Origin of the sequence: Halomonas sp. LES1 (assembly GCF_031846005.1) — a bacterium.
GTDB lineage: Bacteria > Pseudomonadota > Gammaproteobacteria > Pseudomonadales > Halomonadaceae > Halomonas.
The window spans coordinates 31,951-58,461 of record NZ_JAVRGC010000007.1; the positions used below are offsets into that span (position 1 = coordinate 31,951).

A 26,511-nucleotide genomic window follows, 5' to 3' on the forward strand; every position below is an offset into this window, starting at 1 on the left:
AACCAAGCCACGCTCTAGTCTCTAATCTCGTAGCCACTAAGTTCAAGAAGTGCCTTGTAAGCACGCAAAGCATCACCCCAATCTTCGATAGTAAATGTTCTATGATATCCTTTCCCAGTTACAGTCACGCCCTTACCCCCGTTATAACCATGAGCATATATAGCAGGAAAATTTCCAGAACCACCCAAGTTTCCTGAGAAATATTTAAAACCTATGTAAGTCGGAACATCAGCAATCCGAGCTTTCCCAAGCTCCTCTGGTGAAGAAGATAATTCTGATTGATCATCAGAAAAACAGTATGGTGAGGCTAACAAAAAAAACAAACACACATTAGTGAAAACTAAAATCCTCATAGTCCACCTCACGCACAAGAAAAACTCTGGGTACAGTTAGGGATCTTTCCTATTTCTAAACATTCATTTTGGCGCCGTGCCCTACCGCATTCATTTTTTAGAATAGTCTAAAATTCTCCTTGCGGCCATAAGCGGTCCTTCAGGACTCCCTCATACAACGCTTTGCTCACCGGCACATACTGCGGAGAACGTTTTTGTGTAAAGTAGAGCGCAGCGATACACAAAAACGAGCGTAGCAGTATGTGTCCGCGTGCAGCAACTTGTTATACGGTGTTTTAAGCGGCCTCGAGCTAACTTTATTCATCTCTTCGAAGGCAGTATTTGCACCTGCTCGCTATCTAACAACTCACTTTCGACGAGTGCAACACGAGCCGCTTTTGCATCCTGACAATAAAGAAATATTCTTAGATTCATCCGAGCTCGTGAAAAACAAACGTATGCCAATTTCCTGCTGCGAGCTAATTGACCTTCTGTGCCATCTCCAGCAGCAGCGGGCGTCAGAAGCTTATTGAAGCTGTACATGTTCCAGCTGGCTTCAATATCATCAAAAACAACTAAGACATCTTCGTATTCTTCCCCTTTTGATCCGTGCTGAGTACTGAGTGCCGTGTGATCAGAAACGAAACCGTAGTATGGGAGGAGCTCATTCGTTGACATTGATAAAAATTCGTCGGCTAACCAATCAGACTTTTCTTCAGCGTGAATTGCCTTATCGTAAGCCTCATTTCTTGGTTCTCTATCTAATGTTTCAGCCAAACGGTCAGAAATATTGCAAAGTCGATTTTCTTTTGCATATCTCAAGATGTCTCCAATTGGACGTTTTGTCCACATTTCGGAAAGCTCGGTCACAAGATTATGAGCACTATCTAGCATCTCCTTAAGAGGGCGATCCTTATTTATGCCCAATATATCGAAAGCAGGTGTCTCTTCCCGTAATATATTGACAATCTGTTTTTTGTTGCCGCTCTGTAGTGAAGCTATCAAAGGGCATAGCGATTTGATAAATGGCTTAACTAAGAAATGGTCCCCATCGATATACTCATCTTGTGCTTTGTTCGAGGCATATTCTCCCGTAAATAGATTTTGTAGTGATGAAAACCCAAGACGTCTTGCAATCATCTGTCGCACCAAGAACAGTCTTTTAGCTCCCTCATTATTCTGCCAACCGATGTATTGCAGGGCTTCATCGAATTTCGATAGAGACTGGTCTAGTTGTTCGGGGGTATATCTTCCACGAGGCCCAGCAGGTGCTTCTGTTTCAATCAAGGTCAGTAGCACACTACCTACATTCAAGACGCTTTCGCCAGCGGGCACCTGCTGAATGTCATTCCGAAGCTTATTAGTCAGCGCAACGATTGAGGTAGCCGATCGAAAATTTTCCTCTTTCTCGATTAACCGGAACCCTTCAGGCCCATCAAATACACCGGCTCCATTATCATAAATCTGTTGCATAGGGTCACCAAAATAGGCAACCATCGGAAGACCTTCACCTGAACAAATTGTGTTGAATGCGCCAATAACACTATCAAATGTATCCTGCGCTTCATCGACAAAAATGTAGGGAAACTGGAAGCCAAGCCCACGTTGCAAAATAGGACTCTCGGATATCAAGTATGCAGCTAAGTCGATGACGTCATCATGACCGATTTGCCCTTTCGAAAAGCTACTAAACTGGCTCTCATCGTATTTAAACGTAGTCACTTGATCTAAAAGTTCTAATTCTGCCGTCAATTCAGCAACTCGAGCGCGTGCTCTATGGGCTGTTTGAGAGTTACCACCATTGTCTTTTTCGCGTGCTTTTGCGATATGGGTTGGAATGAGGTTATCACGAAGAGCTATACGAATATCTTTCGTAAATCGGCCGATGGAACTCCAAAGGAAACTATGAATTGTTGAAACCAAATAAAGTTCATCGAACCCAAGCCGTTCCTCAATTACAGCAGTTGCTCGCTTAGTATAGGTAATACAAACGATTTTCTGACCATTTTTTCTTAAATCACGTCCAACTTCATCACGAAGAAAATTCAGTGCCGTCACAAGTGAAGTTGTCTTCCCAGAACCGGCTCCTGCTACTACAGAAAAAGACTGAGCGGCCAAAATGCATTCTTCGATTTCCTTATCTGCTTTAGTCGGCTTGAGCAATTTGGTCATTTGACAGACTCCTCAATTGCCTGATCTTGGCTTCGTAGCCTCTGTTCAAGCCATTCCAATCCTTCACGGATGTATAAAGGTACTTGCCAATCATCAGAAGACAGGACAGTGAGTGCAAAATCGGTTTTCTTGAAGCTCGATTCTCGAATGAGCTCAAACATTGACTGGTTCAACTCTTCAGCTTTCGCTGGAAGTACAACGCCTTTGAACGTTTCTCCTTCACCAAAGACTTGGATGTTTTCATAGATGAATGCTTCTTCTAAAGTTCGACCATGAACCATTATATTCTCACCTAAAAAATCCACTTCAACTGGACGCTGAAAAGCAACAAAACGGTCAAAATCAGCCTGCGATTGATCCTGAGCAGAAATCTCATTGAAATCACTGATCGACAGTTTTCCTACGAACATGTCTTTGAGGCTAGCATTAGAAGTTATTGCACCAGCATCAACGGCACAGCAGGCTTTGGCTCGGCCGCCACCCTCTGGAGGCTTCACAGAGTCTATGTCGGTAATAACCAAGTAGGGTATGTGCAGGAAGGTCATTAGTTCTGCGAACCGATGAGCATACGCCCCGCCAACTTCTAGCGTAGTGAGGTACTTCGTGTTCAAGTTTGGTGATGTCTTCGTGATCATTTGTGGCAGAAGAAGCCGCTCCACAGTGCCTTCAATCAATATTGCTGCATCAGCAAAAAATAGGTCGCAATGGATCAGAGCTAGATAGCGCTTTAAAAAATCAAGAGCAGCATCCGCATCTATTTCACCGTCATCCGTAGCGACTGCTGAAGCTTGAAAGTCTCTTAGGTTATGTATCTCTGACACGCGTAGAATTTGAGAGGCAGTAGGATCTTCATCTGAACGATGACATCTTCGAAAATACCTAACTTTTTCAAAATCAACTGAATTGAGAACATGTGATGAATGCGTTGTAATAACAAGTTGCGGGCTACCAATTCCATCTTCATCGAGATTGTTAAGAATATTCCATATATTACCGATGAATGTTTGTTGAACCTGAGCGTGTAAATGGACCTCGGGTTCTTCGATAAAGATTAGGTGGCATAATGGCCGGTCCTCTAGGGTTTGCAACCACTGCAGCTGAAAATCCCGGATCTGGATCGCCATTAGCACCAAGTTTTTGAACCCCAATCCATTATATGCCTCGGGAAGTTCATGAGCAGTTTCGGCATCTATGTAGATTAAGTCTGTGCTGCCTCGTAGTGCGACATCGGCACTGATAGATGAAATTATCTTCAAACGACGTTCATGTGCTGCGGGCACACCCAATCCATCCAATACACCCATAAGACTCCCGAAATTCTCATCGTAATGTTTCGTGAGTTTTTCGTTGTTCTCATCGATAATTTGGATGGCCGCATCGCTGATATCAGCTTGATCTAAGTTGTTGCGATAGAACGAGGCAAACGCGGTGGAGAGTTTACTGCTACGACTAGCTTCCTCATCATCATTCATGTTTCGTTGGGCATCAACGAAGTCCGCTCGCACCAAAGAATTCAATATGCGTTTGCCATCAGATGGCTTGAGTATTGTTTCCTCAATCTCATCGTTATCCAGACGTGAAAGTGAAGAGTACTGAACGGAAAAATGTTTCTTGAAGTTACCATCAAGGCCTAAAAAGTGGCTTAGGCTTCTTTTTCGGTTACCGTCATCATCACTTGGGAAAATGGTGGCATATTCAGCCCATAACTTAGCAATATCATCTACTGCATACTTGCAGCGCATGCCGACTTTATATGTTTCTATGGAGACACTTGAAAGCAACGCAAAAGCACGACCAAAGGAGATATTCTCGGGATCAAAGTCGAACCATAGGTCTAGCTCTATTGTGGGAAAAACAATATCTCCTTCAGGCGAATAATGGTCAATCTCCGAGATGCGCTCTATCGAGAAATCATGAATCTTAAAATCCCTGGAAGAGAGAAAACATCGAAATATGCTGGTTGCCGAAGTCTTTCCACTATTATTTGGCCCAACGAAAACAGTTTCCGAATCTTCGAAATCTAATTCGACCTCTTCAAGTCGACGAAAATTCCTAATAAAGACTTTAGCTAACTTCATTTCTCACTTCCCTATTGAATGTGGCAACCAGTCTTTACCAAATAACTTTTTTCTTCAGTGGTATGCGACACCAATGCTCACTCTGAGACAAAAGTACGGCCACGATCGGTGCCGTATAACAGCTGTATTATATAGCATGCTTGATATTCCACTTGAACGAGCACGCGCGTTAAAGAATGTTATTCTACGCGCCAGCAGATCACCTAAGCCATTGAAATAACAGAATATTAAGTTCTTCTCGGCTACATAACACCAACCGCCGCGCATGCAGCATAACACCGGTGAACATACTGGCTGCCTTTGCCGGCATGGCCGCTTTGGGTCGATAGCTGTCATATTATCTCCCCCCCCTACTCCTGACGAAAGACCAGAAACTGGTGGGTGCATTTCCGACAAGTTCCGGTGTAGTCAGGGCCATCCTTGGACACGCGTACGCTCTTCCAGCCGCAGGCGGGGCAAGACTGCTTCATCGAGGTGTTGGTGCTGCAGTGGCCGCATTTCACGTAGTAACCATACTGACCATACATGCCGGTGAGGCCACTGGCCTCGCCACACTGCTTGCAGGTCATCAAGCCTTGGACCTGGGCAGGGGGCTCGGTCGGTGAAGAGCTGGTAGTTGGCGCCGGCGTAACCGAGTAATTCGGCACGGGCTCGGCAACGGAAGCGGCCGGTTCTGGCGTGGCAGGGGCGCTATCGCCGTCTGCCGTGGCAGTGCCTACTTGGGTGGTGTGCTCAAGCAGGAAATTGGCGATATTGTCGAGTTCTCCCACGAAGAACCCGGCCCGCCCCTTGAGAAACCCTATTTTCAAACTCCCCACGAGCTCCTTCACCTTGCTGGCCACGAACTCGGTTTTCACGACTCTGCTCGCTACATCCTTTGGCATCTTGTCGCGATGAAGGATGGCGGTGCTGGAAATGGCGCAGAGCGTACGCCATTCCCGATGGGCAACTTGAGTCTGGACACCCAACAGCTTGCCAAGAAAATGCTCGACGTTATCGCTCAGTAACGCCTTGAGAAGATCCAGCTGTAACTCCGCTTGGCGAATCGGCGACGGAATCCCCATCCAGTTGCCCTGATAGCTGCGTGACCACTCGCCGGCGGCATTGACTGTCACCTCGCCGGCGATGCTCTTGGACTCGACGATGATGAAACCGTAAGGATGAAGAATCAGATGGTCGATCTGCGCACGCTCGCCACGGTGTTCAATACGCAGGTCGTTGATGACGTGGATCTGCTTGTGCTCGCCAAACTCGCGACGCAGCTGGAAGGCGACGTCCTGTTCCTGTTTGTGACCGTAAAAGGCGCGCTCGTCGCCGCCACGGCCGTTTCCGTTTGGCGTAGCATCCTTTTCCTTAAGGATCATAGACTTATTCCTTAAAACCGACCCGGCTACCGGGCTTTCACTGTCGCTTGGCAACATTATGTAAACCGATAGCCTGACAACAAAGTGGCCTGAGGGCCAGCTATGCAATGGTCGCAAGGTGGACTAAAACCGCCTGGCCCGCGCCGAGGCGGATGCTCCAGACTCGAGGATGAGGGTTCGGGGCCCTTAGGTTCACCTCGACAGCAGCTCCTCCATCGAGGCCGTCGTGGCGACGGGCAAGGCCCTGGGCCGCCGGGTCGGCGTGACCTCCCACGTACAGGAGATGCACGAGCGCATCCCGATGCAGATCCAGGTGGCGCCTCGGGACAATGGCACCAGCCATGCAAGGCTGGTGAGCCAGTAGAAGTAAAAAAAGGCTCGCCGATGTGAATAAGCACATCGCGGCGAGCCACTTTGCACACTATCAAGTGTTGAGCACGACGCCCCCGTTAAGGTGGAGAGTTTGCCCGGTCATATAGGATGACTCTTCGCTGGCTAGGTAGACATAGGCCGGGCCTATCTCGCTGGGCTGTCCGGCACGATCCATAGGCACCTGGCCGCCGAAGCCCGCAACTTTTTCGGCATCGAAACTGGCAGGTATCAGCGGTGTCCAGACCGGCCCGGGCGCTACCGCATTGACGCGGATGCCCTGATCGACCAGCGAGACCGCCAAAGAGCGCACCAGCCCTTGTATCGCGCCCTTGGTGGCGGAATAGTCGATCAGGGTATCGTTGCCCTTGAAGGCGTTGATGGAAGAGGTGGCGATGATACTGTCACCTTCCTGCATATGGGGCAGAGCAGCCTTGGTCAGGTAAAAGTGGCTGAAGATGTTGGTCTTAAAAGTGCGCAGAAGCTGATCATCTGGTATCTGGGTGATATCGTCCCAGTCATACTGCTCAGCGGCATTGTTGATCAGGATATTGACCTTGCCGAACGTCGCGAGAGACTGGTCTATCGCTTCCCGGCAGAACGTCGACTCACCCACGTCCCCCTGGAGCAGCAGGCAGCGCCGCCCCTCGGCCTCGACCAGCTTTTGGGTCGTTTCGGCATCGCGGGTTTCGTCCAGGTAGATAAGCACGCAGTCAGCGCCTTCGCGGGCGAAATGCAGCGCAACCGCACGACCGATACCGCTATCGCCACCGGTAATCACGGCCACTTTATCGTTGAGCTTGGCGCTTCCCCGGTAACTCGCGCGAATGTACTCGGGCTCCGGATGCATTTTGTGCTCCGCGCCAGGCTGATGTGATTGCTGCTGCGGGGGTTGTTTACGCTCTGACATGAATAAGCCCTCCGTCTTTACATCTTTAACAATCGCTCCTCTCGCCGGAAGAAGGCGGCAGTTAGGGTTCCGCGCTGTCGACTACGCCGCCCTATTTGCAGCTACGAACGATTGCTGTCGCTTACGGGCTTGAGGGGCTCCCAGTCCTTGCGCGCAGCAAGAAATTCCGGGCGCGGCTTGTTGCCGCAATAAGGGTCGTGAAGAGTATTTTCTACGCTGTTGTAGACGAAGAAGAGGTTACTCCTCGGCCAACAGGACATGTTGATATTGGAGCCATGGAGCGTATTACACTCAAACATCACAAGCGAACCTGAGTCGCCCTTGGGCGCTTCGATACCGTTCTCCACCATCATTGTCTTCAGGCTCGCGGCATCCGGCACGCCGATTTCCTGACTCTTGAGCGATTCCTTGTAGTTGTTCTCGGGGGTGCGTCCAACACAGGGAATAAAGTACTTGTGAGAGCCGGGGATCAGCATCAGCGGACCGTTAAATTCACCGTTGTCGGTCAGAATGATCGAGCAGCTCAGGGAGCGCATGCGCGGCATACCATCTTCGCTGTGCCAGGTCTCGAAGTCAGAGTGCCAGTTAAAGCCCTTGCCTTTAAAGCCCGGCTTATAGTTGATGCGCGACTGGTGGATATATACATCACTGCCGAGAATTTGCTGGACCATGGCCAAAAGCCGCGGGTCCCGTGTCAGGCGGCTAAAGCGCTCGGAGATCGTGTGAATGCCGAAGATGGAGCGAATTTCCTGTTTGCCCGGCTCCAGAACGGCACCCTCCGAGAGCTTCAGGTCCTCGTCCTCCTCATATTCACGCAGCTCCTGGATAAAGGCCTGCATCTCTTCCCTATCGAAGAAATTCTCGAACGAGAGGAAGCCATTTACTTCGAACTCATCCAGTTCCTCTTGGCTCAATGGTCCACTCACGCGCTGTCCGTCATCGCTGTGAACGACGGGATCAATGCGCTCGAACATGCCCAGCTTGCGTTCCAAACGGGTCGGAAAAAGATCCTGCATATCACGCATAGCTCCTCCTCCTGAGTTATCCGAGGTATAAATCTAGTCCACAAACTAAGGCCTCATCAACCTTTTGCTGCCATCCTGTTGGATATTGCATACTTTACTTCAGGAGTGGCAACACACCTTGAACAGCAGAGGAGAAAGCAACATGCCGGCAAAATCAAAGGCTCAGCAAATGGCGGCTGGTGCGGCGCTGGCAGCCCGGCGCGGCGAGCAGAAAGTCAGCGATCTCGACGGAGCAGCAAGATCGATGTACGACTCCATGAGCGAGGAGGAGCTGGAAAAGATGGCTGCCACTCAGCGCCGAGGCAAGCCGCAGCACAACAAACAGTCGGAGTGACCCGTTCCTTACAGGCGCCTCGGCGCTGGTGAAGGCATCTATTCCGTCTATTCGGAGCTCTCCGCTTGTTTTCTTGGAGATGGCTTCCTTGCTCTCCGTGGGGTAACGCACGTTGATCACCTCTCAATTCGTTTAGGCGACAACTACGGGGACAGGTAGGACCCTGCTCCAGCGCCCCGCCGTGTTGATACGGCAGTTTGGCAGACCCTACAACGCAGGCTCAGCGCGTGCGGCACTCGCGATTATGCCGCCGGGGCAGGCGATGGTATCGTCTGCGCACATCTCCACACAGGACACCATCGATGTCACAGAAGATCTACTGCATCGCCAGCTTCAAGCCCAGGCCCGGGCGGGAAGACGCCGTGTTTCGCGCCCTCCAGGCGCTGGAGCCCAACGCCCACCGCGAAGATGCCTGCCTGCACTACACCGTGACCCGCCAGATCGACAACCCCTTCGCCCAGGGCACGAGCTACCCCATCGTCTTCCATGAGGTGTGGGCCAACCGGGCGGCCTTCGAGGCTCACTGCCAGCGCCGCGAGATCCGCGAGTTCTTCGCCACCCACCTGGAGGCTGAGGACGGCGATATCGAAGATGCCAACGTCTGCGTCTATACGGATGAGCCGGCCGACTTCGATGCGCCGGACCTGAGCGCGGCCGGGCTCAAGGAGGCGTGACATGGACCGGCCTCTCGGACTGATCACGCTCGCCGGTCGCTAGGGAGAACCGCATGGCCCTTGCACAAGAGACCCCACCACGCAGCATCCTGATTACCGGCTGCTCGAGCGGTATTGGCCATGCCGCGGCCCATGCCCTGATGGGCCGGGGCTGGCGGGTGTTCGCCACGGCCCGCGCCGAGGCGGATGTGGCCAGGCTCGCGGAGGAGGGCCTCGAGGCCCTGAGGCTCGATCTAGACAGCAGCAGCTCCATCGAGGCCGCGGTGGCAACGGTCAAGGAGCGTACCGGTGGCCGACTGACGGCACTGTTCAACAACGGTGCCTTTGGTCAGCCCGGTGCGGTGGAGGATCTGTCACGGGAGGTGCTGCGGGCTCAGCTGGAAACCAATCTGCTCGGTACCCACGAGCTCACCACACGGGTACTGCCGATGATGCGCGCCCAGGGTCACGGGCGCATCGTGCACAACAGCTCGGTGCTGGGCTTCGCCGCCCTGCCCTATCGCGGCGCCTATGTATGCTCCAAGTTCGCTCTCGAAGGCCTGACCGACACCCTGCGTCAGGAGCTTGTCGGCAGCGGCATCCATGTCAGCCTGATCCAGCCGGGGCCGATCACCAGCCGCTTTCGCGACAACGCCTATCGCGCCTTCAAGGCCAACATCGACCCCATCCATAGCGCCCACGCCGTCACCTATCGGCAGGTGGAGGCGCGCCTCGCCAGCCAGGATGGCAAGGCCCCCTTCACCCTGGGTCCCGAGGCGGTGGTCGAGAAGCTGATCCACGCCCTGGAGAGCAAGCGACCGCGGCCGCGCTATGCGGTCACGCTGCCTACCCATCTGTTCGCGGTACTCAGGCGGGTGTTGAGCACCGGGGGCATGGACCGGGTGCTGCTGCGCTCGACCCGGGACGAACGCGAGTAGAGAGCTCTTCACCAGGGAACCACCGGTCATCGCGACCTGATCGTGGCCGGAAGCCGCGGCGTCACGATCGGTGGCGGCTGTGGGGGCCTCGGCAGTGCTGATCAACTGCTCGGTGCCCGAGGCAGTCACCACCTCCATGGACGAGCTTGTCGACCTTGGCGTGCCGTTCGGCGGCTACGCCAATGTCTTTGCCTCGGGCGCGGTCCTGACCCCAGGCGGTAGGTGGATGGCCTCGAGGCTCGCCTGGATCTCGACCCCGCGGGCTATGCCGCCCAAGCCTGTGGCTGGGTCGAGCGGCGAGCAACACGCTCAGGCGGCCGGCGCGACTACCCCTTGAACCTAAGCAACAAGCGCCAGTCGACTCCGCCGTGGTTACCAGGGCAGCGTCTCGCCATTGCTGTGCCAGAAGCCGCCGCTGTTCTCCAGTGTCAGCGCCTCGATACGCTGGGCGATGCCCGTGGCGGCTTCCTCGGCGCTGATCATGCCGCCGAAGTTGACCATGCGCGTCTGCACATAGCCCGGGTGAATCTGGGCTACGGCAATACCCCGCGGCTTGAGGTCCACGGCCAGCGACTTGCCGAAGGCGTTGAGCGCCGCCTTGGAGGCACGGTAGCCATAGCGCCCGCCGGAATCGTTATCGGCGATGGAGCCCATGCGGCTGGTGATATTGGCGACCTTCGCGCCCTCCCCCAGATTGTCCAGCAGCGTCTCGGTCACGCGCAGCGGTGCATAGGCATTGATCTCCATCTGCGTGCGGATGGAGTCGAAGTCGAGCTCGCCGAGCACCTCATCCTGCAACAGGCCGGCGTTATTGATCAGCAGGTCGAGGCGGCGGCCCGCCAGCTCCTGCTTCAGCCGTGTCACGTCCTCCTCACGGGTCACGTCGATGCCCTCGATCAGGGTCTCGGCGATGTCACGCAACTCGGCCGCTTCCTCGCCGCCACTGCGGCACACGCCGATCACCGCCCAGCCGGCGGCATGGTAATGGCGAGCCAGGGCGAGTCCGACGCCACGGTTGGCACCGGTGATCAGTACGCTAGATGACATATCAACTCCAGAGCAGGAAGTGTGGGTACATGACGTGTGAGTACATGACGGTAGGTGGGGGCTCTGCCCTGCTCTTCAAGCCTGCCCGCTCAAGCAGGGCCTACCTGTCTAGCCATCGCTCCCATCCAGGTTCGGCCGATCTGCAGTGGAAGGCGAAGCACCAAGCCATTCCCCCCCTGCCGGACGTGGCGCTGATCACCTGAGCTGGCTATCCTTGCTGCCCCGCCGGTTGATGGCAGCAACATCCACCCCCTTGGCCTCCAGGCTCGACTGGCATGCGACACAGAGCTGCACACCCGGGAGTGCCTTGCGTCTTCCCTCCGGGATGGGTGCATCACACTCCACGCAGAACTCGGCGCTCTCACCGCTGCTCAGGCTGGTCCGCGCCCTTTCGACCGCCTCCTCCACGGTGGCGTCAATCTGATCCTGTACGGCTCCATCTCGAGTCCAACCACCGGCCATGATGCATTACCCCCATATCGATACATAAGCCATTGAGTGCTCAGCACGGGAAGGCGGGACTGGGTTGTCCTCAACGGCACTACCCAGTAATCCCAAGATATGAGAAAGGCCGACCACGGGCAACCGTGGCCGGCCTGGCACTCTAAATGAAGTGGCATTCTGGGCGCAGTAGCCCAATCGGAAAACGGCATCCTGCCGCTGGCGGTACCACAGCCCCAGCGCCCCTGCGGACACCGGGCAGAGATATCAGCGGCTGGAGAGGTATCAGCGGCTGGCGGAGCTCGCCAACTGCGCCTTGCTGCGCAGGCGTGTGTTGTTCCAGCGAACGCCCAGGGCAACGATCAGGATCAGCCCCACCACGCCCAGCATGGGATAGACGGTACCGATCAGGGTGCTGAATCCGAACTGGCTGAGCACCAGCCCGACAAGGGTGAAGATGACGCTGAACAGCTTGAAGCGGCCCGACTCGGGCGCGGCGAAGCGGGCGCTGAAGGCGAAGAACATGCCCACGGCGGTGCTGTAGATCATGCAGATCAGCGCCACCGACATCACCATTGCCACCACCGGAGAGACCGCCGTGGCAAGCATCAGCGAGGGCATATCCACGCCGGCCAGACGCTCGAGATTGGCGAACAGGCCGATATTGAGCAGGAAGATCAGCACACCGAGCCCCACGCCGCCGAGAATGCCTCCCAGGGATGCCTCACGCGTATTGCGGGTCAGACCACCGATCACCGAGAGCATGGGAAAGCCCACGGCAATATTGAAGGAGGCATAGAGCACAGCACCGATAAACCAGTGCGAAATCGACCAGCCATCACTGATGGTGGGCACCTCGGCAGCCGCGGCCTCCAGTGTCTCCAGAGAGGCGCTGCTGGTGAAGAAGGAGTAGACGGTGATCGTCAGCACCAGCAACAGCAGTACCGGCATGATAAGGCTGATCAGGTTGATGATGCCGCGAACACGCAGGCACAGGGTCAGGATGACTAGCACGCTGAGCAACACGCCGCCAAACAGCGGTGGCAGGCCGTACTGCTGGGCGAAGATGGAACCGCTGCCGGCCAGCATCACCACCCCGACACCGAACAGGAAGAAGGAGAGCACCAGGTCGATGACCAGCCCCGCTCGCTTGCCGAAGAGCGCCTCCAGCACCTCCTTGTGGGAGCTCGCCTGCATGGTGGAGCTCATCCGCGCGATCTGCATGCCGAGAAACGCGAACAGCAGACCACTGACCAGGGTGCCGGCAATGCCGATCGCCCCATAGCCGGTAAAGAACTGCAGCACCTCCTGTCCCGAGGCGAAGCCGCCACCGATGATGATCGACATGAAGGTCATGGCGATCAGGAAAGGCTGTTTGCTCATGGAAAGACACCTCAATACAAATGGCTTCTATGGCCCGTCCCAACCGCGGGCCGGCTCATCGGAAATCAATACAAGCACTCTGTCGGGTCCATCGCAGACGGACCCGATTCGGGAGCACTGGCGTTGCTGTAATGATCAGATGCGCGGGAGTATACGATAGGAAACTTAGTTTATTATCGGGAATATAGGCGCCAATCAGAAAGAAATACCCCGCAATACGCCTTTGGTCTCATTTTACTGATTTTAATATGGTATTCAGAGACCAGAGAGGCCATCCACGCCATGACGTATGGTGGCTTATCCCCTTCACGCTACGAATGGAGACCCCATGCACCTTGGTATTCTCACCCTGACCATCTCACTGCCCGGTTGCCGTTCCCTTAAGGAGAAACGCCAACGCATGGGTGGCCTGCACGAGCGTTTCGGGCGCAACCCGGCCATCGCCGTCTGCGAAAGCGGCGAGCTCGATCGCCTGGACGCCAGCGAATGGACCTTTGTTGCCGTCGCCCCCGCCAAGCCCCAGGTAGAGGCCCTGCTCAGCGAGATCGAAGACAAGATACAGCGCACCGTGGATGGGCGAGTGATGGGGGCGACCCGGGAGATGCTGTAGTGGCGCCATGCAGCCGAACCGCCGGGCAGCCAGCGAAACAGCATTCCAGCAGACCACCGACGGCAGAACAGGTCACGCCAGTGGCCCTGACCGGCGTCTCACCTCCTCGGGCGACGCCCTGAACATATCGACGATCTCCTCTCCGTCGCGCCACAGGCCCGGCACGCTGGCCGGGCCTGTGGCTTTCAGGGCTTGGCGACGGCTCAGCCGAGGCGGTCGAAACCGCTATCGAGGAAGGGGTAGTCGGTGTAGCCCTTCTCGTCGCCGCCATAGAAGGTGCTGTGGTCGGGCTCGTTGAGCTCCGCTTGGGTGCGGAAGCGCTCGGGCAGGTCGGGATTGGCGATGAAGGGACGGCCGAAGGCAATGGCATCGGCGCTGCTTTCGTCGAGCCGCCTCTGGGCACGTTCGGCGTTGTAGTTGCCGCAGTAGATCAGCCCGCCCTTGAAGCGTTCGCGCATCTGCTCACGGAAACCATCCGGGTAGCTGACGTCGGCACCCGCGAAGTCGGGCTCATTGAAGTGGAGATAGGCCAGGCCACGGCGGTTGAGCTCGTCGGCCAGGTAGAAGGCCATCGCCTCGGGCTCATCGTCGGTGAGGCCGAACAGCTCGAGAAAGGGCGTCAGGCGGATACCGACGCGCTCGGGCCCGAACACCTCGGCCACCGCATCGACTACCTCCAGCGGGAAGCGTGCACGGTTCTCCAGCGAGCCGCCATACTGGTCGGTGCGCTGGTTGGTGCCGGTGGCCAGGAACTGGTTGAGCAGGTAGGCGTTGGCGGCGTGGATCTCGACCATGTCGAAGCCGGCCCGCTTGGCACGCACGGCGGCCTGGCGGTAGTCCTCGACGATGCCGGGGATCTCATCGGTCTCAAGGGCCCGCGGCGTGCTGGTGGGGTGCGGCCCCGCCGTGCCATCCTCGAATTCGACGAAGCACTCCGCGCCCTCCCCCTTCAGCGCGCTGGGTGCCACGGGGGACTGGCCGTCGGGCTGCACCATCGCGTGGGAGACACGGCCAACGTGCCACAACTGCAGGGCGATGCGTCCCCCCTTGGCATGTACCGCCTCAACGACACCCTTCCAGCCGGCCTCCTGGGCATCGGTCCAGATCCCCGGCGTATAGACGTAGCCGAGGGCGGTAGGCGAGATATTGGTGGCCTCGCTTATGATCAGGCCGGCACTGGCGCGCTGACCATAGTAGGCCTGCTGCAGCTTGCCGGGCACGCTGTCCGGCGTGCGCGAGCGAGTCAGCGGCGCCATGATCACCCGGTTGGGTAGGGTGAGTCGGCCGACCTGCAGCGGCGTGAACAGGCTGAGGCTGGTGTCGGTCATGGATCGTCTCCTGTGGCAAAGGGTCTGACATTGGGTGAAAAGATGCGAGACACCATAAGCCTGTTAACGGTCAGCGCCAAACCAGTTTGTGGATCGATCTGATAGCCTGGCACTATCGGGAAAGCATCCTGTCCCGTCTCCGGCCCACCCCGCGGGCGTGGTAGTCTGCTGCAACTCAATTCCTCACCCTTGCCTGTCATCCTTATCTCTCATCCTCAGTTCAGGAGTACGCCATGACCGCCGCCGAGATGCTCAACCGCCTGGTGGGCTTCCCCACCGTGTCGCGGGACTCCAACCTGGAGCTGATCGCCTTCGTCGAGTCGCTGCTCGACGAGCATGATGTGCCCCACTGGCGGGTGGAGAGCGACGATGGCAGCAAGGCCAATCTGTTGGCGCGCATCGGCCCCAACGTGGCCGGCGGCGTGGTGCTTTCCGGCCATACCGATGTGGTCCCGGTGGACGGTCAGCCCTGGTCGACCGACCCCTTCACGTTGACCGACAAGGGCGACGGCCGCTTCTATGCCCGCGGCACCTGCGACATGAAGGGCTTTATCGCCTGTGCGCTCAGCGAGGTGCCGCGCTGGGTGCGCCTCGAGCTTGAGAAGCCGATCTGGCTGGCGCTCTCCTATGACGAGGAGGTGGGCTGCATCGGCGCGCCACGCATGATCGAGAGGCTGATGGCCGAGCACCCGCGGCCAGCGGCGGTGATCGTCGGCGAGCCGACGCTGATGCACCCGGTGGTGGCCCACAAGGGTGCCACCAACCTGCGCACCACGGTGACCGGCCGCGCCAGCCACTCCAGCCAGGTCAACCAGGGCGTGTCGGCGATCCATGTGGCGGCGCGCCTGGTGACCCATATCGAGGACGTGATGGCCGACCTCAAGGCCGAGGGGCGCATCGATGAAGCCTTCAACGTGGTTCACTCGAGCCTGCATGTGGGCAGGATCAGTGGCGGCACCGCGATCAATATCATGGCCCGTGAATGCACCTTCGAATGGGAGATTCGCCACCTGCCATCGGACCGTTTCGAGGAACTGATCGAGCGGGTCAACGCCTACGCCGCCGAACTCGAAAGTGAGATGCAGAGGCGCGCCCCGGAGACGTCCATCGTGACTGAAGCGCTCAACGAGACGGTGCCGGCCCTGGCCGATGATAACAATGCCGAGGTACTGGCCCTGTGCCATGCGCTGCTCGGCGAACGCCCCGCCGGTGCGGTGGCCTACGCCACCGAGGCGGGCCAGTTCCAGCGCCGCGGACTGCCCACGGTGATATGTGGCCCCGGCAGCATCGCCCAGGCCCACCAGCCCGACGAATACATCGAGCATGAGCAGCTAGAGGCAGGCGTACACTTCATGAAGGCACTGGGCGAGCGCCTGCAACGAAAGTAGAATACGAGGTTGGAGTACGTCATGTTCAACCCTTACATCAGGAACCCCCATGCCCCGCCTGCTGATCGTCAAGACCGGTGACGCCTTCCCCGAGGTGATCGAACACCATGGTGATTTCGAGGCGCTGTTCCAGCAGACCCTGGCCCGCGCCGGCTTCGAGGCCGAGGTGTTCGATGCGCGCCATGAACCGCTTCCGGAGCTGGCCGACATCGATGGTCTCTACATCACTGGCTCCCACGCCATGGTCAGCGACGCCGAGCCCTGGAGCGAAGCGCTCAAGCCGTGGCTGCTGGCCGCCCGGGAGCGCAACGTGGCCATGTTCGGTGTCTGCTATGGGCATCAGTTGATGGCCGCCGCCTTCGGCGGGGTGAGCGACTATCACCCCGCGGGGCGCGAATCGGGTACCCATGAGGTGACGCTGACCGAATCGGGGCACGAGGACCCGCTGCTGGGCACGCTACCGGCACACTTCCCCGTGCAGCTGACCCATGCCCAGTCGGTGCTCGAGGCACCCAGCGGTGCGGTGGTGCTGGCCCGCAACGCCCACGACGCCAATCAGGCGCTGCGTTATGGCCCGCGCCAGTGGAGCGTGCAGTTCCACCCGGAGTTCACCCCAGAGGTGATGCGCGCCTACCTCGCCCGCCAGATCGACAAGCTGCGCGACCAGGGTGAGGATGCCAATGCTCTGATGCGTGGCGTCACCACCACGCCGGAGGCCAACTCATTGCTGATTAGCTTCGCCAGGACGGTGGCCGAACGCGAAGGTGCCGTAGCGGAAACCAACTGATCTCCGAGAGCTCGGCCCCAATACAGCCTTGAGCCCGATACAGCCTTGAGCCCGACACAGCCTTGAGCCCGACACAGCCTTGAGCCCGATACAGCCTTGAGCCCGACACAGCCTTGAGCCCGACACAGCCTTGAGCCCGATACAGCCCTGAGCCGCCCAACTTAGAGCGCTTTTCAAAACCTTGATTCACGCCAGTGACAACACCAGCCTGTTGGTATGGCTAAGAAGATCGTATCCGACGAGCTTTGGGAGATCGTGGAGCCGCTGTTGCCGCTGGAGAAGCCAAAGCCGAGTGATTGCCGACCTCCCATCTCCAACCGTGCCGCCTTGACCGGGATCCTCTTCACTCGACAACAGCGGGGTCATCCAGGCGATGCTGCCGCGGCTTCTGGCCTGCCTCCGCCGGCGGCAGCACATTACCTTAGGTTACGGACCCTGCCTTTTTTGTTTGGAGAACACCTGCCCTGCGTTTGAAATGCCTTCAACCTAGGATGCCAGACCCATGCTGGTATTCCGGCATAGGCATAATGCTGTCTGTGAGGCGAGTCAGGTGGCCCCCTTCACTTGCCGAGCTGCCCAGAGTTGTCAGAGATGGCGTTGGCATGATGAATGTGCAAATACCTCGACCAGATAATCAATCATCGCCCTGGTCTTGGCCGGTGGACGCCGGTCAGGCGGGAAAAGTACGTGCAGGTCGCCTATCTCAAGCGTGGGATAGTCAAGTTCCAGAGCCACCAGCGTCCCGCGCTCCAGAGCCTCCCCCACAATGAAGTGGGGCTGATAGATCACTCCCTGTCCTCCCAGTGCCGCCGCCAACAGCGCATCGCCATTGTTGCCCTTGAGGTTGCCGTGTACGGGCACCTGGATATTGCCTTTCTTGCCGAAGCTCCAGGCGCCCTCTCGCTGGGAGGACGACAGGGTATAGCTCAGGCAGTTATGGCGGGAAAGGTCCGCAACGCACTGCGGCGTACCGTGTCGTTTTAGATACTCCGGCGCCGCACACACCCGCATCGGGCAGTCGCCCAGACGCCGCGCCTGCAGCGAGCTATCGGCAAGATGACCGATGCGGATCGCCAGATCCCACCCCTCCTGAATCAGGTCGTGCTGGGCATCGCTCAGGCCCAGTTCGACCTCTACCCCGGGATAGCGGCGACTGAACGCCGGTAGCAGCGGCGCAATGAAACGCATCCCAAAAGAGAGCGGTATGTTCATGCGCAGCCGTCCGACCGCCTCGGTGCGCTGGGCCGACACCTCCGATTCCGCTTCGTCGAGCTCCTGCAGAATGTGCCTGCTGGCCTCAAGGTAGTGGCTGCCGGCATCCGTCAGCGTGAGTCGCCGAGTCGTGCGGTGCAGCAGCTTGACCCCCAGCCGAGATTCCAAGGCGTCCATGTGCTTGGTGGCCATGGCCGGCGACATGCCCAGGGCACGCCCCGCCGCCGACAGGCTGCCGCTGGTCACCGCCTGAATAAAGACTCGCATGCTCGTAAAGCGATCCAACGGCTCGCCTCACACCAATAGTTAAAAGTGTTCTCTAAAAACAGCATATTCCCCCACTTATAGTAATCAATGTAGAGTCATTTCTGTTAGTCTTGATCGGGCCGCACGGCCCCGGGAGTGCCACCATGACCAACAGCAGTGAATCGCCTGTCTCTTCCACTCTCCAGCCGGTGCTATTTGTTCCCCATGGCGCCGGCCCGTGCTTTTTCATGGACTGGAATCCACCGCACACTTGGGCGGGGACAGCAGACTTTCTCAAGGGCGTGGCGTCTTCGCTGCCGGCCCGCCCTCGCGCCATCCTGATGGTCTCTGCCCACTGGCAAGCGCCGGGTTTCTGCGTGACCGCCGGTGAACAGCCCAAGCTGATCTTCGATTATTACGGGTTTCCCGACCATACCTATGAGCTTACCTATCCGGCACCCGGCGACCCGGCGCTGGCCAAGCGAATCGACCCGCTGCTCTCTCAAGCCGGCCTACCCGGCCAGCAGGACACCGAGCGGGGCTTCGATCACGGCATCTTCGTGCCGCTGAAGCTGATGTTTCCCGAGGCAGATATTCCCGTGGTGCAGCTGTCGTTGCGGGATGATCTCGATCCTGCCGCTCATCTTGCGGCTGGCGAAGCCCTGGCGTCGCTACGCGATGAAGGTGTGCTGATCGTTGGCAGCGGCATGAGCTTTCACAACATGCGCGGCTTTGGCGATGCGCGTGTCACCGCCCCCTCCGAAGCCTTCGATGACTGGCTGACCCGGGCCGTGGAGGCTGAACCCGATCGACGCCACGCCGCGCTCAGCAACTGGGCGCAGGCTCCCCATGCCCATCAATGCCACCCGGCAGGCGGTGAAGAACACCTGCTCCCGCTGATGGTCGCCGCAGGCGCCGCGGGGAATGACCGGGGCCGCAAGATCTATTCCGAACAAGTGCTCAAAACGCAGCTATCGGCGTTCCGGTTTGGTTGAGTCAACGACATAAACTTCATACTTCTTAAAAACGCCAGGAGATTGATGATGCAAATTGAACTTTCGGAAAAACACGCCTTGGTCACAGGCTCCACCGCGGGCATTGGTCTAGCCATTGCCTCCGGTCTCGCTCAGGCGGGGAGCCGCGTGACCGTGGTCGGTCGTGATCGGTCCAGGGTGGACAAGGCCGTGGCCCATATCCATCAAGCCAGCGGTCGTGACGATGCCAGCGGCGTGGTCGCCGACCCCGGCACCGCCGAGGGCTGCCAGGCGGTGATCGAGGCCCGCCCCGAGGTCGATATCCTGGTTAACAACCTGGGTATTTATGGCGCTCTCCCGTTCTTCGAGATCGACGATGCTGCCTGGGAGGAGATCTTCCAGGTCAACGTCATGAGCGGCGTTCGTCTGGCGCGGCACTATGCGAAGGGCATGCACGCCAAGGGCTGGGGGCGTATCCAGTTCATTTCCAGTGAGTCGGCGCTGAACATTCCGGCCGAGATGGTGCACTACGGCGTCAGCAAGGCGGCGCTGCAGGGCGTCTCCCGCGGTCTGGCCAAGGTGCTGGCCGGCAGCGGCGTCACGGTCAACACCATCCTTCCCGGCCCGACCCGCACAGAAGGCGCCCTGGGGATGATGGCAGAACTGGCCGCAGAGCGCGGCGTCTCGGTCGAGGAGATGGAAACCCTGTTCTTGGATGAGAACCGACCCTCGACGCTGCTCAAGCGCTTCGCGACGCCCGAAGAGGTGGCCAGCCTCAGCGTCTATGCGGCCTCGCCCCAGGCCAGTGCCACCACCGGCACGGCACTGCGGGTGGAAGGCGGTATCGTCGAGAGTATTACCTGACGGCCCATCAACCACAGGAGACATGAACAATGCTGACATCCACCGCTTGGATTCAGACCCAAAACGCGCAACGCCTGATGAACCGGCTGTGCAAACACTGGGGCCACAAGTTTCCCGTCACCCTTGACGCGCAGCAAGCCGAAATAGAGCTGCCGTTGGGGGTGTGCCGGATGCACGGCGCAGACGCGCTGGCCGTGGAGCTGCAAAGCGATGCCGCACAAATGCCCAAACTACAGCAGGTAGTGGCCGATCACCTGCAGCGTATGGCAGCCAGAGAGACGCTTGATATCGAATGGCAATAACCGGCTTTTACGACGGCCACAACAAAAGGATTAAAGCATGAAACATGACTCGAAAAAACGCTATGGCAGCATCAGCAAGACCTTTCATTGGCTGATGGCCGGGCTGATCGGCTGGCAGTTATTCAAGTTTGGGGACCGTATCGCTGAGGGCGAACATTGGGTAGGCGAGATCCTGGTACCCTGGCATGTGTCTATCGGCACCCTGCTGCTGGTGCTGATCGTACTGCGCCTGGCATGGGTGATAACCCAACGTCATCGGCGCCCGGCCCATGACCCGGCCATCGCTAGGCTGGTCAAGGCCGGACACGGGCTGCTCTTTGCCGGCATGCTGCTGATGCCGATCACCGGAATGATGGTGATGCTCGGCGGAGGACATGGCGTGAGCGCCTTCGGGATGGAATTGTTTGCGGAAAGCGAAGAGATTGCCTTGGCCGCCGCTATCGGCAACTTGCATTCACCGCTGGCTTGGATATTAACCGTGCTTATCATCGGGCATATCGGCATGGCCCTGATTCACCATTTTATTCGCAAAGACGATACCCTGAAGCGGATGCTGTAGTGTCGCTCTTTGTACGACGCCATACACCAGGAAGGCCAAGCGTATTGAAAAGAGAACATACAATGAAAGTTTTAGCCATTAGCGGTAGCTTACGCTAGGACTCCCTCAACACTCGGCTACTGAAATCCATAGCTAACTCCGTCGATGAAAATATATCGATTGACCTGTTTGATCTTGCTGATATTCCCCTCTATAACGGCGACCTGGATGGCGACATCAAACCCACACCAGTGCAGGCATTGCTGGATAACATCGCCGATGCCGACGGCATACTGATCGCTACGCCGGAATACAATTACAGCGTCCCCGGCGTGCTTAAAAACGCCATTGACTGGGCCTCACGGCCGGCATTCAACTCGGTAATGCGCGGCAAGCCCACCGGGGTCATCAGCGCCTCAATGAGCCATACGGGCGGGGTCCGAGCTCAAGTGCATCTGCGCGACATAATCCTGGCCACCTTAACGCCGGTTTATTTGGCTCCGGACTTTGCATTAGCATCTGCGCATACCGCTTTTGATGAGCAAGGCCGCCTGGCTGACAAGAAGACCCGGGACTTTATACAGCAGTACCTGAGCGGCTATACCCGGTGGGCCGCCAGCCAGTGACGGACTCCATTGATAGGGCGTTGGGCCGGCCATCGGCAAAAGCGTTGGCATCATCACTCAGCGCTCACTGTGAACCCGGGCGGGTAGTGTCAGCCGTGCGACGAGCCCGCCGCCTTCACGAGCACTGAATACCAGCTCACTGTTAAAGCGCTCGGTAATCGCCGCAACGATAGCAAGCCCCAGCCCGTTGCCCTGCTGCCAGAAGCGCTGTGTCAGGCGCGGTGCTCTTGCCGGCCAGTCGCCGCGATCGCGCATCGTAAACACAACGTCCGCTTCCCTTGAATGCACCTCAAGCTGCACGGGCGCGCCGTCAAAGGCAACACGGCCTGGGTACTGAGCGCGTTTTCCCCTGGTGCTTATTGCCTTCGCCGCGTCAATGATTGCCCTTTATGAAATAAAGCTGCAGGCCGGCTTGCGCAACAAGTTCGAGCGTGCCAATAGCCGCCAGCGTGGTGGCAGCCTCGGCAGCACTGTGGTGATGGGCGCTGCTGGTGGAGCCGTGTATGACCGCGCCGCTGGCGGGAGCACTGCTCTATATTGCCGGATGTAGATGTAGCACCCGAACTCGCCGCAAACCGTATACCAACTCAGGACAAACGCCGCAGATCGGTAAGCAGCGGCGCGCCGCTCGCCGGGTCATGAATCAGGGTACAGCCGACGCCGTAGAGCTCCGCTACCAGCGCCTCGGTGACCACCTCGGCCGGCGAGCCCTGGGCGATGATGGCGCCATCGCGCATGGCGACCAGGTAGTCGGCGTAGCGGCAGGCGCTGGCCAGATCGTGGAGCACCAGGGCGATGGTGCGCCCGCGGGCCGCCAGCCTGCACACCAGCTCGAAGACCTCCAGCTGGTGGCCCAGGTCCAGTGCCGAGGTGGGTTCGTCCAGCAGCAGCAGCGGCGTCTGCTGAGCAATGGTCATGGCGATCCAGGCGCGCTGACGCTGCCCGCCAGACAGTGACTCCAGCGGGCGTTCCGCCAGGGCCTCGAGGCCGGCGGCTGACAAGGCATCGTCTACCGCCCGCCGATCATCGGACGACCACTGGCGCAGCCAGCCTTGATGGGGCTGGCGCCCGAAACGCACCAGGTCCCCCACGGTCAGGCCCTCCGGCGCCCCGGCCTCTTGGGGCAGCAGCGCCAGGCGTCGAGCCAGCTCCCGAGCTGGCAGGCGCTGGACATCGGTACCGTCGAGTAGCACCGCACCGCCGCCCGGAGCGTGCATCCGGGCCAGGCCCGCCAGCAGGGTCGACTTGCCGCAGCCGTTGGGACCCACGATGGCGGTTACCCGACCCGGCGGCAGGGTCAGGGCCAGGTTCTCGATAATGGTCGTGCCGCCGTGGGCCAGGCGGAGCTCACTGGCCTGCAGCAGGTTGGCGGGATACGTGGGGGCATTCATGCAGGGTTCCTCGAGGGTCTCAGCAGGATCCACAGCAGCCAGGGGCCGCCGACGATGGCGGTGACGATGCCGACCGGCAGCTCGATGGGTGCCAGCAGCAGCCGGCCGACCAGGTCGGCCAGCACCATCACCAGGGCGCCGGCCAGTGCCGAGGCTATCAGGGGGACGCTCCGGGATGAAGACAGCGAGCGCGCGATCTCCGGGCCGATCAGGCCCACCATGCCCACCGGCCCGGCTACTGCCACCGCCAGGGCGGATAGCACCACCGCAAGGCTCAGCACCTGAAGACGGCGACGTCTCAAGGGCACGCCGAAACCCTGGGCGATGGCATTGGAGAAGCGCATATTGCCCAACGAGCGAGCCAACACCAGCGCCAGGGGCAGCCCCATGGCGCAGCCACCGGCCAACGCCAGAACCGCGCCACCGGTGCGTGCATTCAGCGTGCCGACGGTCCAGGGATAAGCCGCATTGGCGCTGTCGATATCGATCTGGGCCAGCAACAGCTGGGTCACGGCACCGAACACCGCGCCGATCCCGATGCCGGCCACGATAAAGCGATAGCCACGGGTATCCCCACCGCTGGCCAGGCCGAAGGTGATGGCTGCCGCGGTGGCACCGCCGACCAGAGCCATGGCGGGCGGCGCCAGGGAGGTGCCGAGCCCCACCACCGAGGCCACCGCGAAGGCCGTGGCGCCGTTATCGATGCCGATGATGCCCGGCGTGGCCAGCCGATTGCGGGCCAGGGTCTGCATCAAGCAGCCGGCCAGCGCGAAGGCGGCGCCGGTCAACCATGCCGCGACCAGTCGCGGCAGGCGTAGCTCCTGCACCAGGAAGGTAGCGACCGGATCCCCTTGGCCGACGAGTGCCCGCCAAACGACCGGCGGTGCCAGCCGTTCGGTACCCAGCGCCAGATAGGCCAGCGATGCCACCAGCAGGGCCAGCAAAAGCAACGCGCCGACCCACAGGGCACGACGTTCGACCAGCAGGCTGATATCTCCCGCCGCCAGTCGCCAGTGTCCAAGTGGCGGGGGTATATCCTCTGCGAGGGCGGCTCTTGATTCGGCCGGGGTCGTTTCCCGGGGGGCAAACCGTTCGAGGCTCTCCATGTTCATTCTCTGCGCCTCCTTACAGCGTCGGCAGGCGTCGCGCGCGCACGATGGCCACCAGCACCGGGGCGCCGAGCAGGGCCGTCAGCACCCCGATAGGCAACTCCGACGGCGCCACGACCAGGCGCGAGATGATATCCGCCGCCAGCACCATCAGCGGCCCCAACGGTAGACAGATCCAAAGGGTGCGGCGGATATCGGGGCCGGCCAGGGCGCGAGCGGCGAAGGGCACCACCAGGCCGACGAAGGCGATGGGGCCGGCCACCGCCGTGGCCGCCCCCACCATCAGCGCCACCGCCAGAACCACCAGCAGGCGAACGCGGCCCGGATGATGGCCCAGGCCCGAGGCGACCCGCTCGCCCAGTGCCAGGGCCGCCAGGGGCCTGGCGATGACAACGATGATCCCCAGCGCCAGGCCCAAGCTGGGCAATACCGCCAGGAGATCCTCGAGACGGCGCCCCGCCAGGCTGCCCACGACCCAGAAGCGGATCTCGTCGGCGGTCCGCTGATCGAACAACAGCAACAGCGAGGTGAGCGAGGCGAGCAGCGCCGAGAAGGCGGCACCGGCCAGCACCAGACGTACCGGGTCCCTGCCCATGCCACGCAGACGCACCACGCTGAGCACGGCCAGGCAGCCCAACAGCGCCCCCACCTGCCCCACCGCGATGCGCAGCGTCGCCGCGCTGGCACCCAGCCACAGCGCCACGCCCACGGCGAACGCCGCACCGGCACTGACGCCCAGCAGCCCGGGCTCGGCCAGCGGGTTGCGCGACACCGCCTGCAACAGCGCCCCGGCCAACCCCAGCGAGATACCGACGACGATGCCGATCAGGGTGCGGGGTGCACGCAGCGAGCCCACCACGAAGGTGGCCTCGTCATCGCCGTGCCCTGCCAGCACGGCCAGGGCCCGGCCCGGGGTTACCTCTCCGGCGCCCAGCATCAAGCTGACGATGACCACCGCTGCCAACAGCACCAGCAGGAGCATCATGACGCGCCAAAGCCCCACCGGGCGGCGGGGTTGAAGACAGAAGCCGCTCGCCGCCATCAGGGCAGCAGCGCGGCTTGGATGTCGTCCAGGATCGCCTGGGCAGCCAGCGGGCCACTGGCGCTGGTCCACAGCTGGCCATCCACCGGAACCACCCGATCGCTCTTCACGACCGGCAGGCGGGCGAAGGCGGCCGACTGCCTGGCCGCTTCCAGGGCCTGATCGCCCTCTTCATTCAGAGTGGCCAGAAACAGCCAGTCACCCTCCAGCCGCGAGAGGTTCTCGAGGCTCAGCGGGTCGCTATGCACCCCGCCTTGATTGACCAGTCCGGCATCGGTCACCTCGAGGCCGGCCGCCGCCAGCATAGCGCTGGAAAACAGCGCATCGGACATCACCAGCGGGCCCTGAGGCATCCAGCGCACCAGGTTGGCGCTGCCGCCCACGCCGGCTTCTTCGACTGCCTCGGCCACTGCCGCGGCGCGCTCTTCTACCCGGGTGATGGCGCTTTCCAGCGCCTCCTCGCGGCCCAGGGCCTCACCGAAGAGGCGCGCTTCATGCAGCCAATTATCGGGGGCCAGCTCACGGGCCTCCGGTACCACGGTGGGCGCGATCTTAGACAGCAACCTGTACTGCTCGTCGGACAGCTGCGGGGAGGCCAGGATCAAGTCCGGCCGCTCGGCCAGCACAGCTTCCAGGTTGACCTCGCGCACCACCCCGACAATGGCCGGGCGGGTCTCTTCTTCGAGGTAGGCCTCGATATAGCGGGCGACGCCATCACCACCGCGGGTAGTGACGGCGCCCACGGGCGTTACCTCCACCGCCAGGGCAGCATCCAGGGCGCCCTCATGGAGGGTTACCACCCGCTCGGGGGCATCGGGAACTTCGACTTCACCATGGGCGGTGGCAACGCTGGCGGCCTGAGCCGTGGAAAAGGTCAAAAGCGTGGTCAGGCCGGCCATGGCGGCGGCGTGGCGTGTGACATGCAACATGGGCAGGATCTCCTTGGTCTCCGCTATGATAATAATTATCAGAGGCTTTTGCATGTAGCAAATAACGCAACGCTGCGTTCGAGATATCGCAAAGAGAAGGCTTCTGAGGCAGGCGCAAA

At 59.3% G+C, this 26,511-nt stretch carries 27 protein-coding genes and 2 pseudogenes; 13 read left to right on the forward strand and 16 right to left on the reverse strand.

The genetic code is table 11. From position 1 onward, the window contains the following. Nucleotides 1–14 precede the first annotated feature (14 nt). The 4 genes from RM463_RS14035 to RM463_RS14050 form a co-directional block, all read right to left on the reverse strand. Nucleotides 15–353, reverse strand: a complete 339-nt coding sequence (locus RM463_RS14035) for a hypothetical protein (protein ID WP_311430330.1) — start codon at nt 351–353, stop codon at nt 15–17. Between the two features lie 300 nt (nt 354–653). Continuing rightward, a complete protein-coding gene (locus tag RM463_RS14040) occupies nt 654–2,504 on the reverse strand; it encodes a UvrD-helicase domain-containing protein (RefSeq protein ID WP_311430331.1) in 1,851 nt (616 codons plus the stop codon). Continuing rightward, entirely contained in the window at nt 2,501–4,582 is a 2,082-nt protein-coding gene (locus RM463_RS14045; RefSeq protein ID WP_311430332.1) for an AAA family ATPase, read from the reverse strand. The genes RM463_RS14040 and RM463_RS14045 overlap by 4 nt, the downstream gene beginning before the upstream one ends. 350 nt (nt 4,583–4,932) lie before the next feature. Further along, nucleotides 4,933–5,946, reverse strand: a complete 1,014-nt coding sequence (locus RM463_RS14050) for an NERD domain-containing protein (RefSeq protein ID WP_311430333.1) — start codon at nt 5,944–5,946, stop codon at nt 4,933–4,935. A 226-nt stretch (nt 5,947–6,172) separates the two neighbouring features. Between RM463_RS14050 and RM463_RS14055 the strand changes: the two genes are divergently transcribed. After that, the gene (locus tag RM463_RS14055) at nt 6,173–6,310 is read left to right on the forward strand and encodes a hypothetical protein (protein WP_311430334.1); all 138 of its coding nucleotides are present in this window, start codon (nt 6,173–6,175) and stop codon (nt 6,308–6,310) included. Nucleotides 6,311–6,370: 60 nt separating this feature from the next. On the opposite strand, the gene RM463_RS14060 is transcribed toward RM463_RS14055, so the two are convergent. Both RM463_RS14060 and thpD read right to left on the reverse strand, forming a co-directional pair. Next, on the reverse strand, nt 6,371–7,225 hold the full coding sequence (locus RM463_RS14060; RefSeq protein ID WP_195688391.1) for an SDR family oxidoreductase: 855 nt from the start codon (nt 7,223–7,225) through the stop codon (nt 6,371–6,373). A 101-nt stretch (nt 7,226–7,326) separates the two neighbouring features. Beyond that, nucleotides 7,327–8,250 carry an ectoine hydroxylase gene (gene thpD / locus RM463_RS14065; protein ID WP_311430335.1) on the reverse strand — a complete coding sequence of 308 codons (924 nt, stop codon included), beginning with the start codon at nt 8,248–8,250 and terminating at the stop codon, nt 7,327–7,329. Nucleotides 8,251–8,392: 142 nt separating this feature from the next. On the opposite strand from thpD, the gene RM463_RS14070 reads away from it, so the two are divergent. From RM463_RS14070 to RM463_RS14080, 3 genes are all read left to right on the forward strand, one after another. Beyond that, on the forward strand, nt 8,393–8,584 hold the full coding sequence (locus RM463_RS14070; RefSeq protein ID WP_195688392.1) for a DUF3008 family protein: 192 nt from the start codon (nt 8,393–8,395) through the stop codon (nt 8,582–8,584). A gap of 302 nt (nt 8,585–8,886) precedes the next feature. Continuing rightward, nucleotides 8,887–9,258, forward strand: a complete 372-nt coding sequence (locus RM463_RS14075) for an antibiotic biosynthesis monooxygenase (protein ID WP_311430336.1) — start codon at nt 8,887–8,889, stop codon at nt 9,256–9,258. 53 nt (nt 9,259–9,311) lie between these two features. Continuing rightward, nucleotides 9,312–10,175, forward strand: coding sequence for an SDR family oxidoreductase (locus RM463_RS14080; RefSeq protein ID WP_311430337.1), 864 nt, complete (start codon nt 9,312–9,314; stop codon nt 10,173–10,175). A gap of 372 nt (nt 10,176–10,547) precedes the next feature. Here the strand turns inward: RM463_RS14080 and RM463_RS14085 are convergent, their stop codons facing one another. The 3 genes from RM463_RS14085 to RM463_RS14095 form a co-directional block, all read right to left on the reverse strand. Further along, nucleotides 10,548–11,222, reverse strand: a complete 675-nt coding sequence (locus RM463_RS14085; RefSeq protein WP_311430338.1) for an SDR family oxidoreductase — start codon at nt 11,220–11,222, stop codon at nt 10,548–10,550. A gap of 195 nt (nt 11,223–11,417) precedes the next feature. Further along, entirely contained in the window at nt 11,418–11,684 is a 267-nt protein-coding gene (locus RM463_RS14090; protein WP_195688396.1) for a DksA/TraR family C4-type zinc finger protein, read from the reverse strand. A gap of 264 nt (nt 11,685–11,948) precedes the next feature. After that, complete coding sequence (locus RM463_RS14095) at nt 11,949–13,046, reverse strand: hypothetical protein (protein WP_195688397.1); 1,098 nt, start codon at nt 13,044–13,046, stop codon at nt 11,949–11,951. A gap of 328 nt (nt 13,047–13,374) precedes the next feature. On the opposite strand from RM463_RS14095, the gene RM463_RS14100 reads away from it, so the two are divergent. Continuing rightward, nucleotides 13,375–13,656 carry a DUF503 domain-containing protein gene (locus RM463_RS14100; RefSeq protein ID WP_195688398.1) on the forward strand — a complete coding sequence of 94 codons (282 nt, stop codon included), beginning with the start codon at nt 13,375–13,377 and terminating at the stop codon, nt 13,654–13,656. Between the two features lie 203 nt (nt 13,657–13,859). Here the strand turns inward: RM463_RS14100 and RM463_RS14105 are convergent, their stop codons facing one another. Beyond that, complete coding sequence (locus RM463_RS14105) at nt 13,860–14,984, reverse strand: alkene reductase (protein ID WP_311430339.1); 1,125 nt, start codon at nt 14,982–14,984, stop codon at nt 13,860–13,862. 233 nt (nt 14,985–15,217) lie between these two features. Between RM463_RS14105 and argE the strand changes: the two genes are divergently transcribed. From argE to RM463_RS14120, 3 genes and pseudogenes are all read left to right on the forward strand, one after another. Beyond that, entirely contained in the window at nt 15,218–16,372 is a 1,155-nt protein-coding gene (gene argE / locus RM463_RS14110) for an acetylornithine deacetylase (RefSeq protein WP_311430340.1), read from the forward strand. 49 nt (nt 16,373–16,421) lie between these two features. Beyond that, complete coding sequence (locus tag RM463_RS14115) at nt 16,422–17,159, forward strand: glutamine amidotransferase (protein WP_311430341.1); 738 nt, start codon at nt 16,422–16,424, stop codon at nt 17,157–17,159. A gap of 216 nt (nt 17,160–17,375) precedes the next feature. Next, a pseudogene (locus RM463_RS14120) lies at nt 17,376–17,504 on the forward strand (transposase); the annotation flags it as partial. A gap of 240 nt (nt 17,505–17,744) precedes the next feature. Here the strand turns inward: RM463_RS14120 and RM463_RS14125 are convergent. Then, entirely contained in the window at nt 17,745–18,638 is an 894-nt protein-coding gene (locus RM463_RS14125) for a LysR family transcriptional regulator (protein WP_311430342.1), read from the reverse strand. Between the two features lie 143 nt (nt 18,639–18,781). Between RM463_RS14125 and RM463_RS14130 the strand changes: the two genes are divergently transcribed. From RM463_RS14130 to RM463_RS14150, 5 genes and pseudogenes are all read left to right on the forward strand, one after another. After that, nucleotides 18,782–19,612, forward strand: a complete 831-nt coding sequence (locus RM463_RS14130; protein WP_311430343.1) for a class III extradiol ring-cleavage dioxygenase — start codon at nt 18,782–18,784, stop codon at nt 19,610–19,612. 48 nt (nt 19,613–19,660) lie between these two features. Next, entirely contained in the window at nt 19,661–20,455 is a 795-nt protein-coding gene (locus RM463_RS14135; RefSeq protein WP_311430344.1) for an SDR family NAD(P)-dependent oxidoreductase, read from the forward strand. 29 nt (nt 20,456–20,484) lie between these two features. Further along, nucleotides 20,485–20,757 carry a DUF2218 domain-containing protein gene (locus RM463_RS14140; RefSeq protein ID WP_311430345.1) on the forward strand — a complete coding sequence of 91 codons (273 nt, stop codon included), beginning with the start codon at nt 20,485–20,487 and terminating at the stop codon, nt 20,755–20,757. A gap of 37 nt (nt 20,758–20,794) precedes the next feature. Beyond that, nucleotides 20,795–21,316 (forward strand): cytochrome b, encoded by a 522-nt coding sequence (locus RM463_RS14145; RefSeq protein ID WP_311430346.1) that lies wholly within the window; start codon nt 20,795–20,797, stop codon nt 21,314–21,316. 110 nt (nt 21,317–21,426) lie between these two features. Then, nucleotides 21,427–21,921 (forward strand): annotated as a pseudogene (locus tag RM463_RS14150) (NADPH-dependent FMN reductase); the annotation flags it as partial. A 57-nt stretch (nt 21,922–21,978) separates the two neighbouring features. On the opposite strand, the gene RM463_RS14155 reads toward RM463_RS14150, so the two are convergent. From RM463_RS14155 to RM463_RS14175, 5 genes are all read right to left on the reverse strand, one after another. Further along, nucleotides 21,979–22,221 carry an ATP-binding protein gene (locus tag RM463_RS14155; RefSeq protein ID WP_311430347.1) on the reverse strand — a complete coding sequence of 81 codons (243 nt, stop codon included), beginning with the start codon at nt 22,219–22,221 and terminating at the stop codon, nt 21,979–21,981. Between the two features lie 287 nt (nt 22,222–22,508). After that, nucleotides 22,509–23,312 carry an ABC transporter ATP-binding protein gene (locus tag RM463_RS14160; protein ID WP_311430348.1) on the reverse strand — a complete coding sequence of 268 codons (804 nt, stop codon included), beginning with the start codon at nt 23,310–23,312 and terminating at the stop codon, nt 22,509–22,511. Continuing rightward, nucleotides 23,309–24,418 (reverse strand): FecCD family ABC transporter permease, encoded by a 1,110-nt coding sequence (locus RM463_RS14165; RefSeq protein ID WP_409228809.1) that lies wholly within the window; start codon nt 24,416–24,418, stop codon nt 23,309–23,311. Before RM463_RS14165 ends, RM463_RS14160 begins: the two co-directional genes overlap by 4 nt. A gap of 19 nt (nt 24,419–24,437) precedes the next feature. Continuing rightward, the gene (locus RM463_RS14170) at nt 24,438–25,406 is read right to left on the reverse strand and encodes an iron ABC transporter permease (protein WP_311430350.1); all 969 of its coding nucleotides are present in this window, start codon (nt 25,404–25,406) and stop codon (nt 24,438–24,440) included. Between the two features lie 56 nt (nt 25,407–25,462). After that, on the reverse strand, nt 25,463–26,392 hold the full coding sequence (locus RM463_RS14175; protein ID WP_409228786.1) for an ABC transporter substrate-binding protein: 930 nt from the start codon (nt 26,390–26,392) through the stop codon (nt 25,463–25,465). Nucleotides 26,393–26,511 lie beyond the last annotated feature (119 nt).

Coding starts and splice junctions, on each gene's coding strand:
- RM463_RS14035 (WP_311430330.1), bottom strand. CDS start 353: ATGAGGATTTTAGTTTTCACTAATGTGTGTTTGTTTTTTTTGTTAGCC.
- RM463_RS14040 (WP_311430331.1), bottom strand. CDS start 2,504: ATGACCAAATTGCTCAAGCCGACTAAAGCAGATAAGGAAATCGAAGAA.
- RM463_RS14045 (WP_311430332.1), bottom strand. CDS start 4,582: ATGAAGTTAGCTAAAGTCTTTATTAGGAATTTTCGTCGACTTGAAGAG.
- RM463_RS14050 (WP_311430333.1), bottom strand. CDS start 5,946: ATGATCCTTAAGGAAAAGGATGCTACGCCAAACGGAAACGGCCGTGGC.
- RM463_RS14060 (WP_195688391.1), bottom strand. CDS start 7,225: ATGTCAGAGCGTAAACAACCCCCGCAGCAGCAATCACATCAGCCTGGC.
- thpD (WP_311430335.1), bottom strand. CDS start 8,250: ATGCGTGATATGCAGGATCTTTTTCCGACCCGTTTGGAACGCAAGCTG.
- RM463_RS14070 (WP_195688392.1), top strand. CDS start 8,393: ATGCCGGCAAAATCAAAGGCTCAGCAAATGGCGGCTGGTGCGGCGCTG.
- RM463_RS14075 (WP_311430336.1), top strand. CDS start 8,887: ATGTCACAGAAGATCTACTGCATCGCCAGCTTCAAGCCCAGGCCCGGG.
- RM463_RS14080 (WP_311430337.1), top strand. CDS start 9,312: ATGGCCCTTGCACAAGAGACCCCACCACGCAGCATCCTGATTACCGGC.
- RM463_RS14085 (WP_311430338.1), bottom strand. CDS start 11,222: ATGTCATCTAGCGTACTGATCACCGGTGCCAACCGTGGCGTCGGACTC.
- RM463_RS14090 (WP_195688396.1), bottom strand. CDS start 11,684: ATGGCCGGTGGTTGGACTCGAGATGGAGCCGTACAGGATCAGATTGAC.
- RM463_RS14095 (WP_195688397.1), bottom strand. CDS start 13,046: ATGAGCAAACAGCCTTTCCTGATCGCCATGACCTTCATGTCGATCATC.
- RM463_RS14100 (WP_195688398.1), top strand. CDS start 13,375: ATGCACCTTGGTATTCTCACCCTGACCATCTCACTGCCCGGTTGCCGT.
- RM463_RS14105 (WP_311430339.1), bottom strand. CDS start 14,984: ATGACCGACACCAGCCTCAGCCTGTTCACGCCGCTGCAGGTCGGCCGA.
- argE (WP_311430340.1), top strand. CDS start 15,218: ATGACCGCCGCCGAGATGCTCAACCGCCTGGTGGGCTTCCCCACCGTG.
- RM463_RS14115 (WP_311430341.1), top strand. CDS start 16,422: ATGCCCCGCCTGCTGATCGTCAAGACCGGTGACGCCTTCCCCGAGGTG.
- RM463_RS14125 (WP_311430342.1), bottom strand. CDS start 18,638: ATGCGAGTCTTTATTCAGGCGGTGACCAGCGGCAGCCTGTCGGCGGCG.
- RM463_RS14130 (WP_311430343.1), top strand. CDS start 18,782: ATGACCAACAGCAGTGAATCGCCTGTCTCTTCCACTCTCCAGCCGGTG.
- RM463_RS14135 (WP_311430344.1), top strand. CDS start 19,661: ATGCAAATTGAACTTTCGGAAAAACACGCCTTGGTCACAGGCTCCACC.
- RM463_RS14140 (WP_311430345.1), top strand. CDS start 20,485: ATGCTGACATCCACCGCTTGGATTCAGACCCAAAACGCGCAACGCCTG.
- RM463_RS14145 (WP_311430346.1), top strand. CDS start 20,795: ATGAAACATGACTCGAAAAAACGCTATGGCAGCATCAGCAAGACCTTT.
- RM463_RS14160 (WP_311430348.1), bottom strand. CDS start 23,312: ATGAATGCCCCCACGTATCCCGCCAACCTGCTGCAGGCCAGTGAGCTC.
- RM463_RS14165 (WP_409228809.1), bottom strand. CDS start 24,418: ATGGAGAGCCTCGAACGGTTTGCCCCCCGGGAAACGACCCCGGCCGAA.
- RM463_RS14170 (WP_311430350.1), bottom strand. CDS start 25,406: ATGATGCTCCTGCTGGTGCTGTTGGCAGCGGTGGTCATCGTCAGCTTG.
- RM463_RS14175 (WP_409228786.1), bottom strand. CDS start 26,392: ATGTTGCATGTCACACGCCACGCCGCCGCCATGGCCGGCCTGACCACG.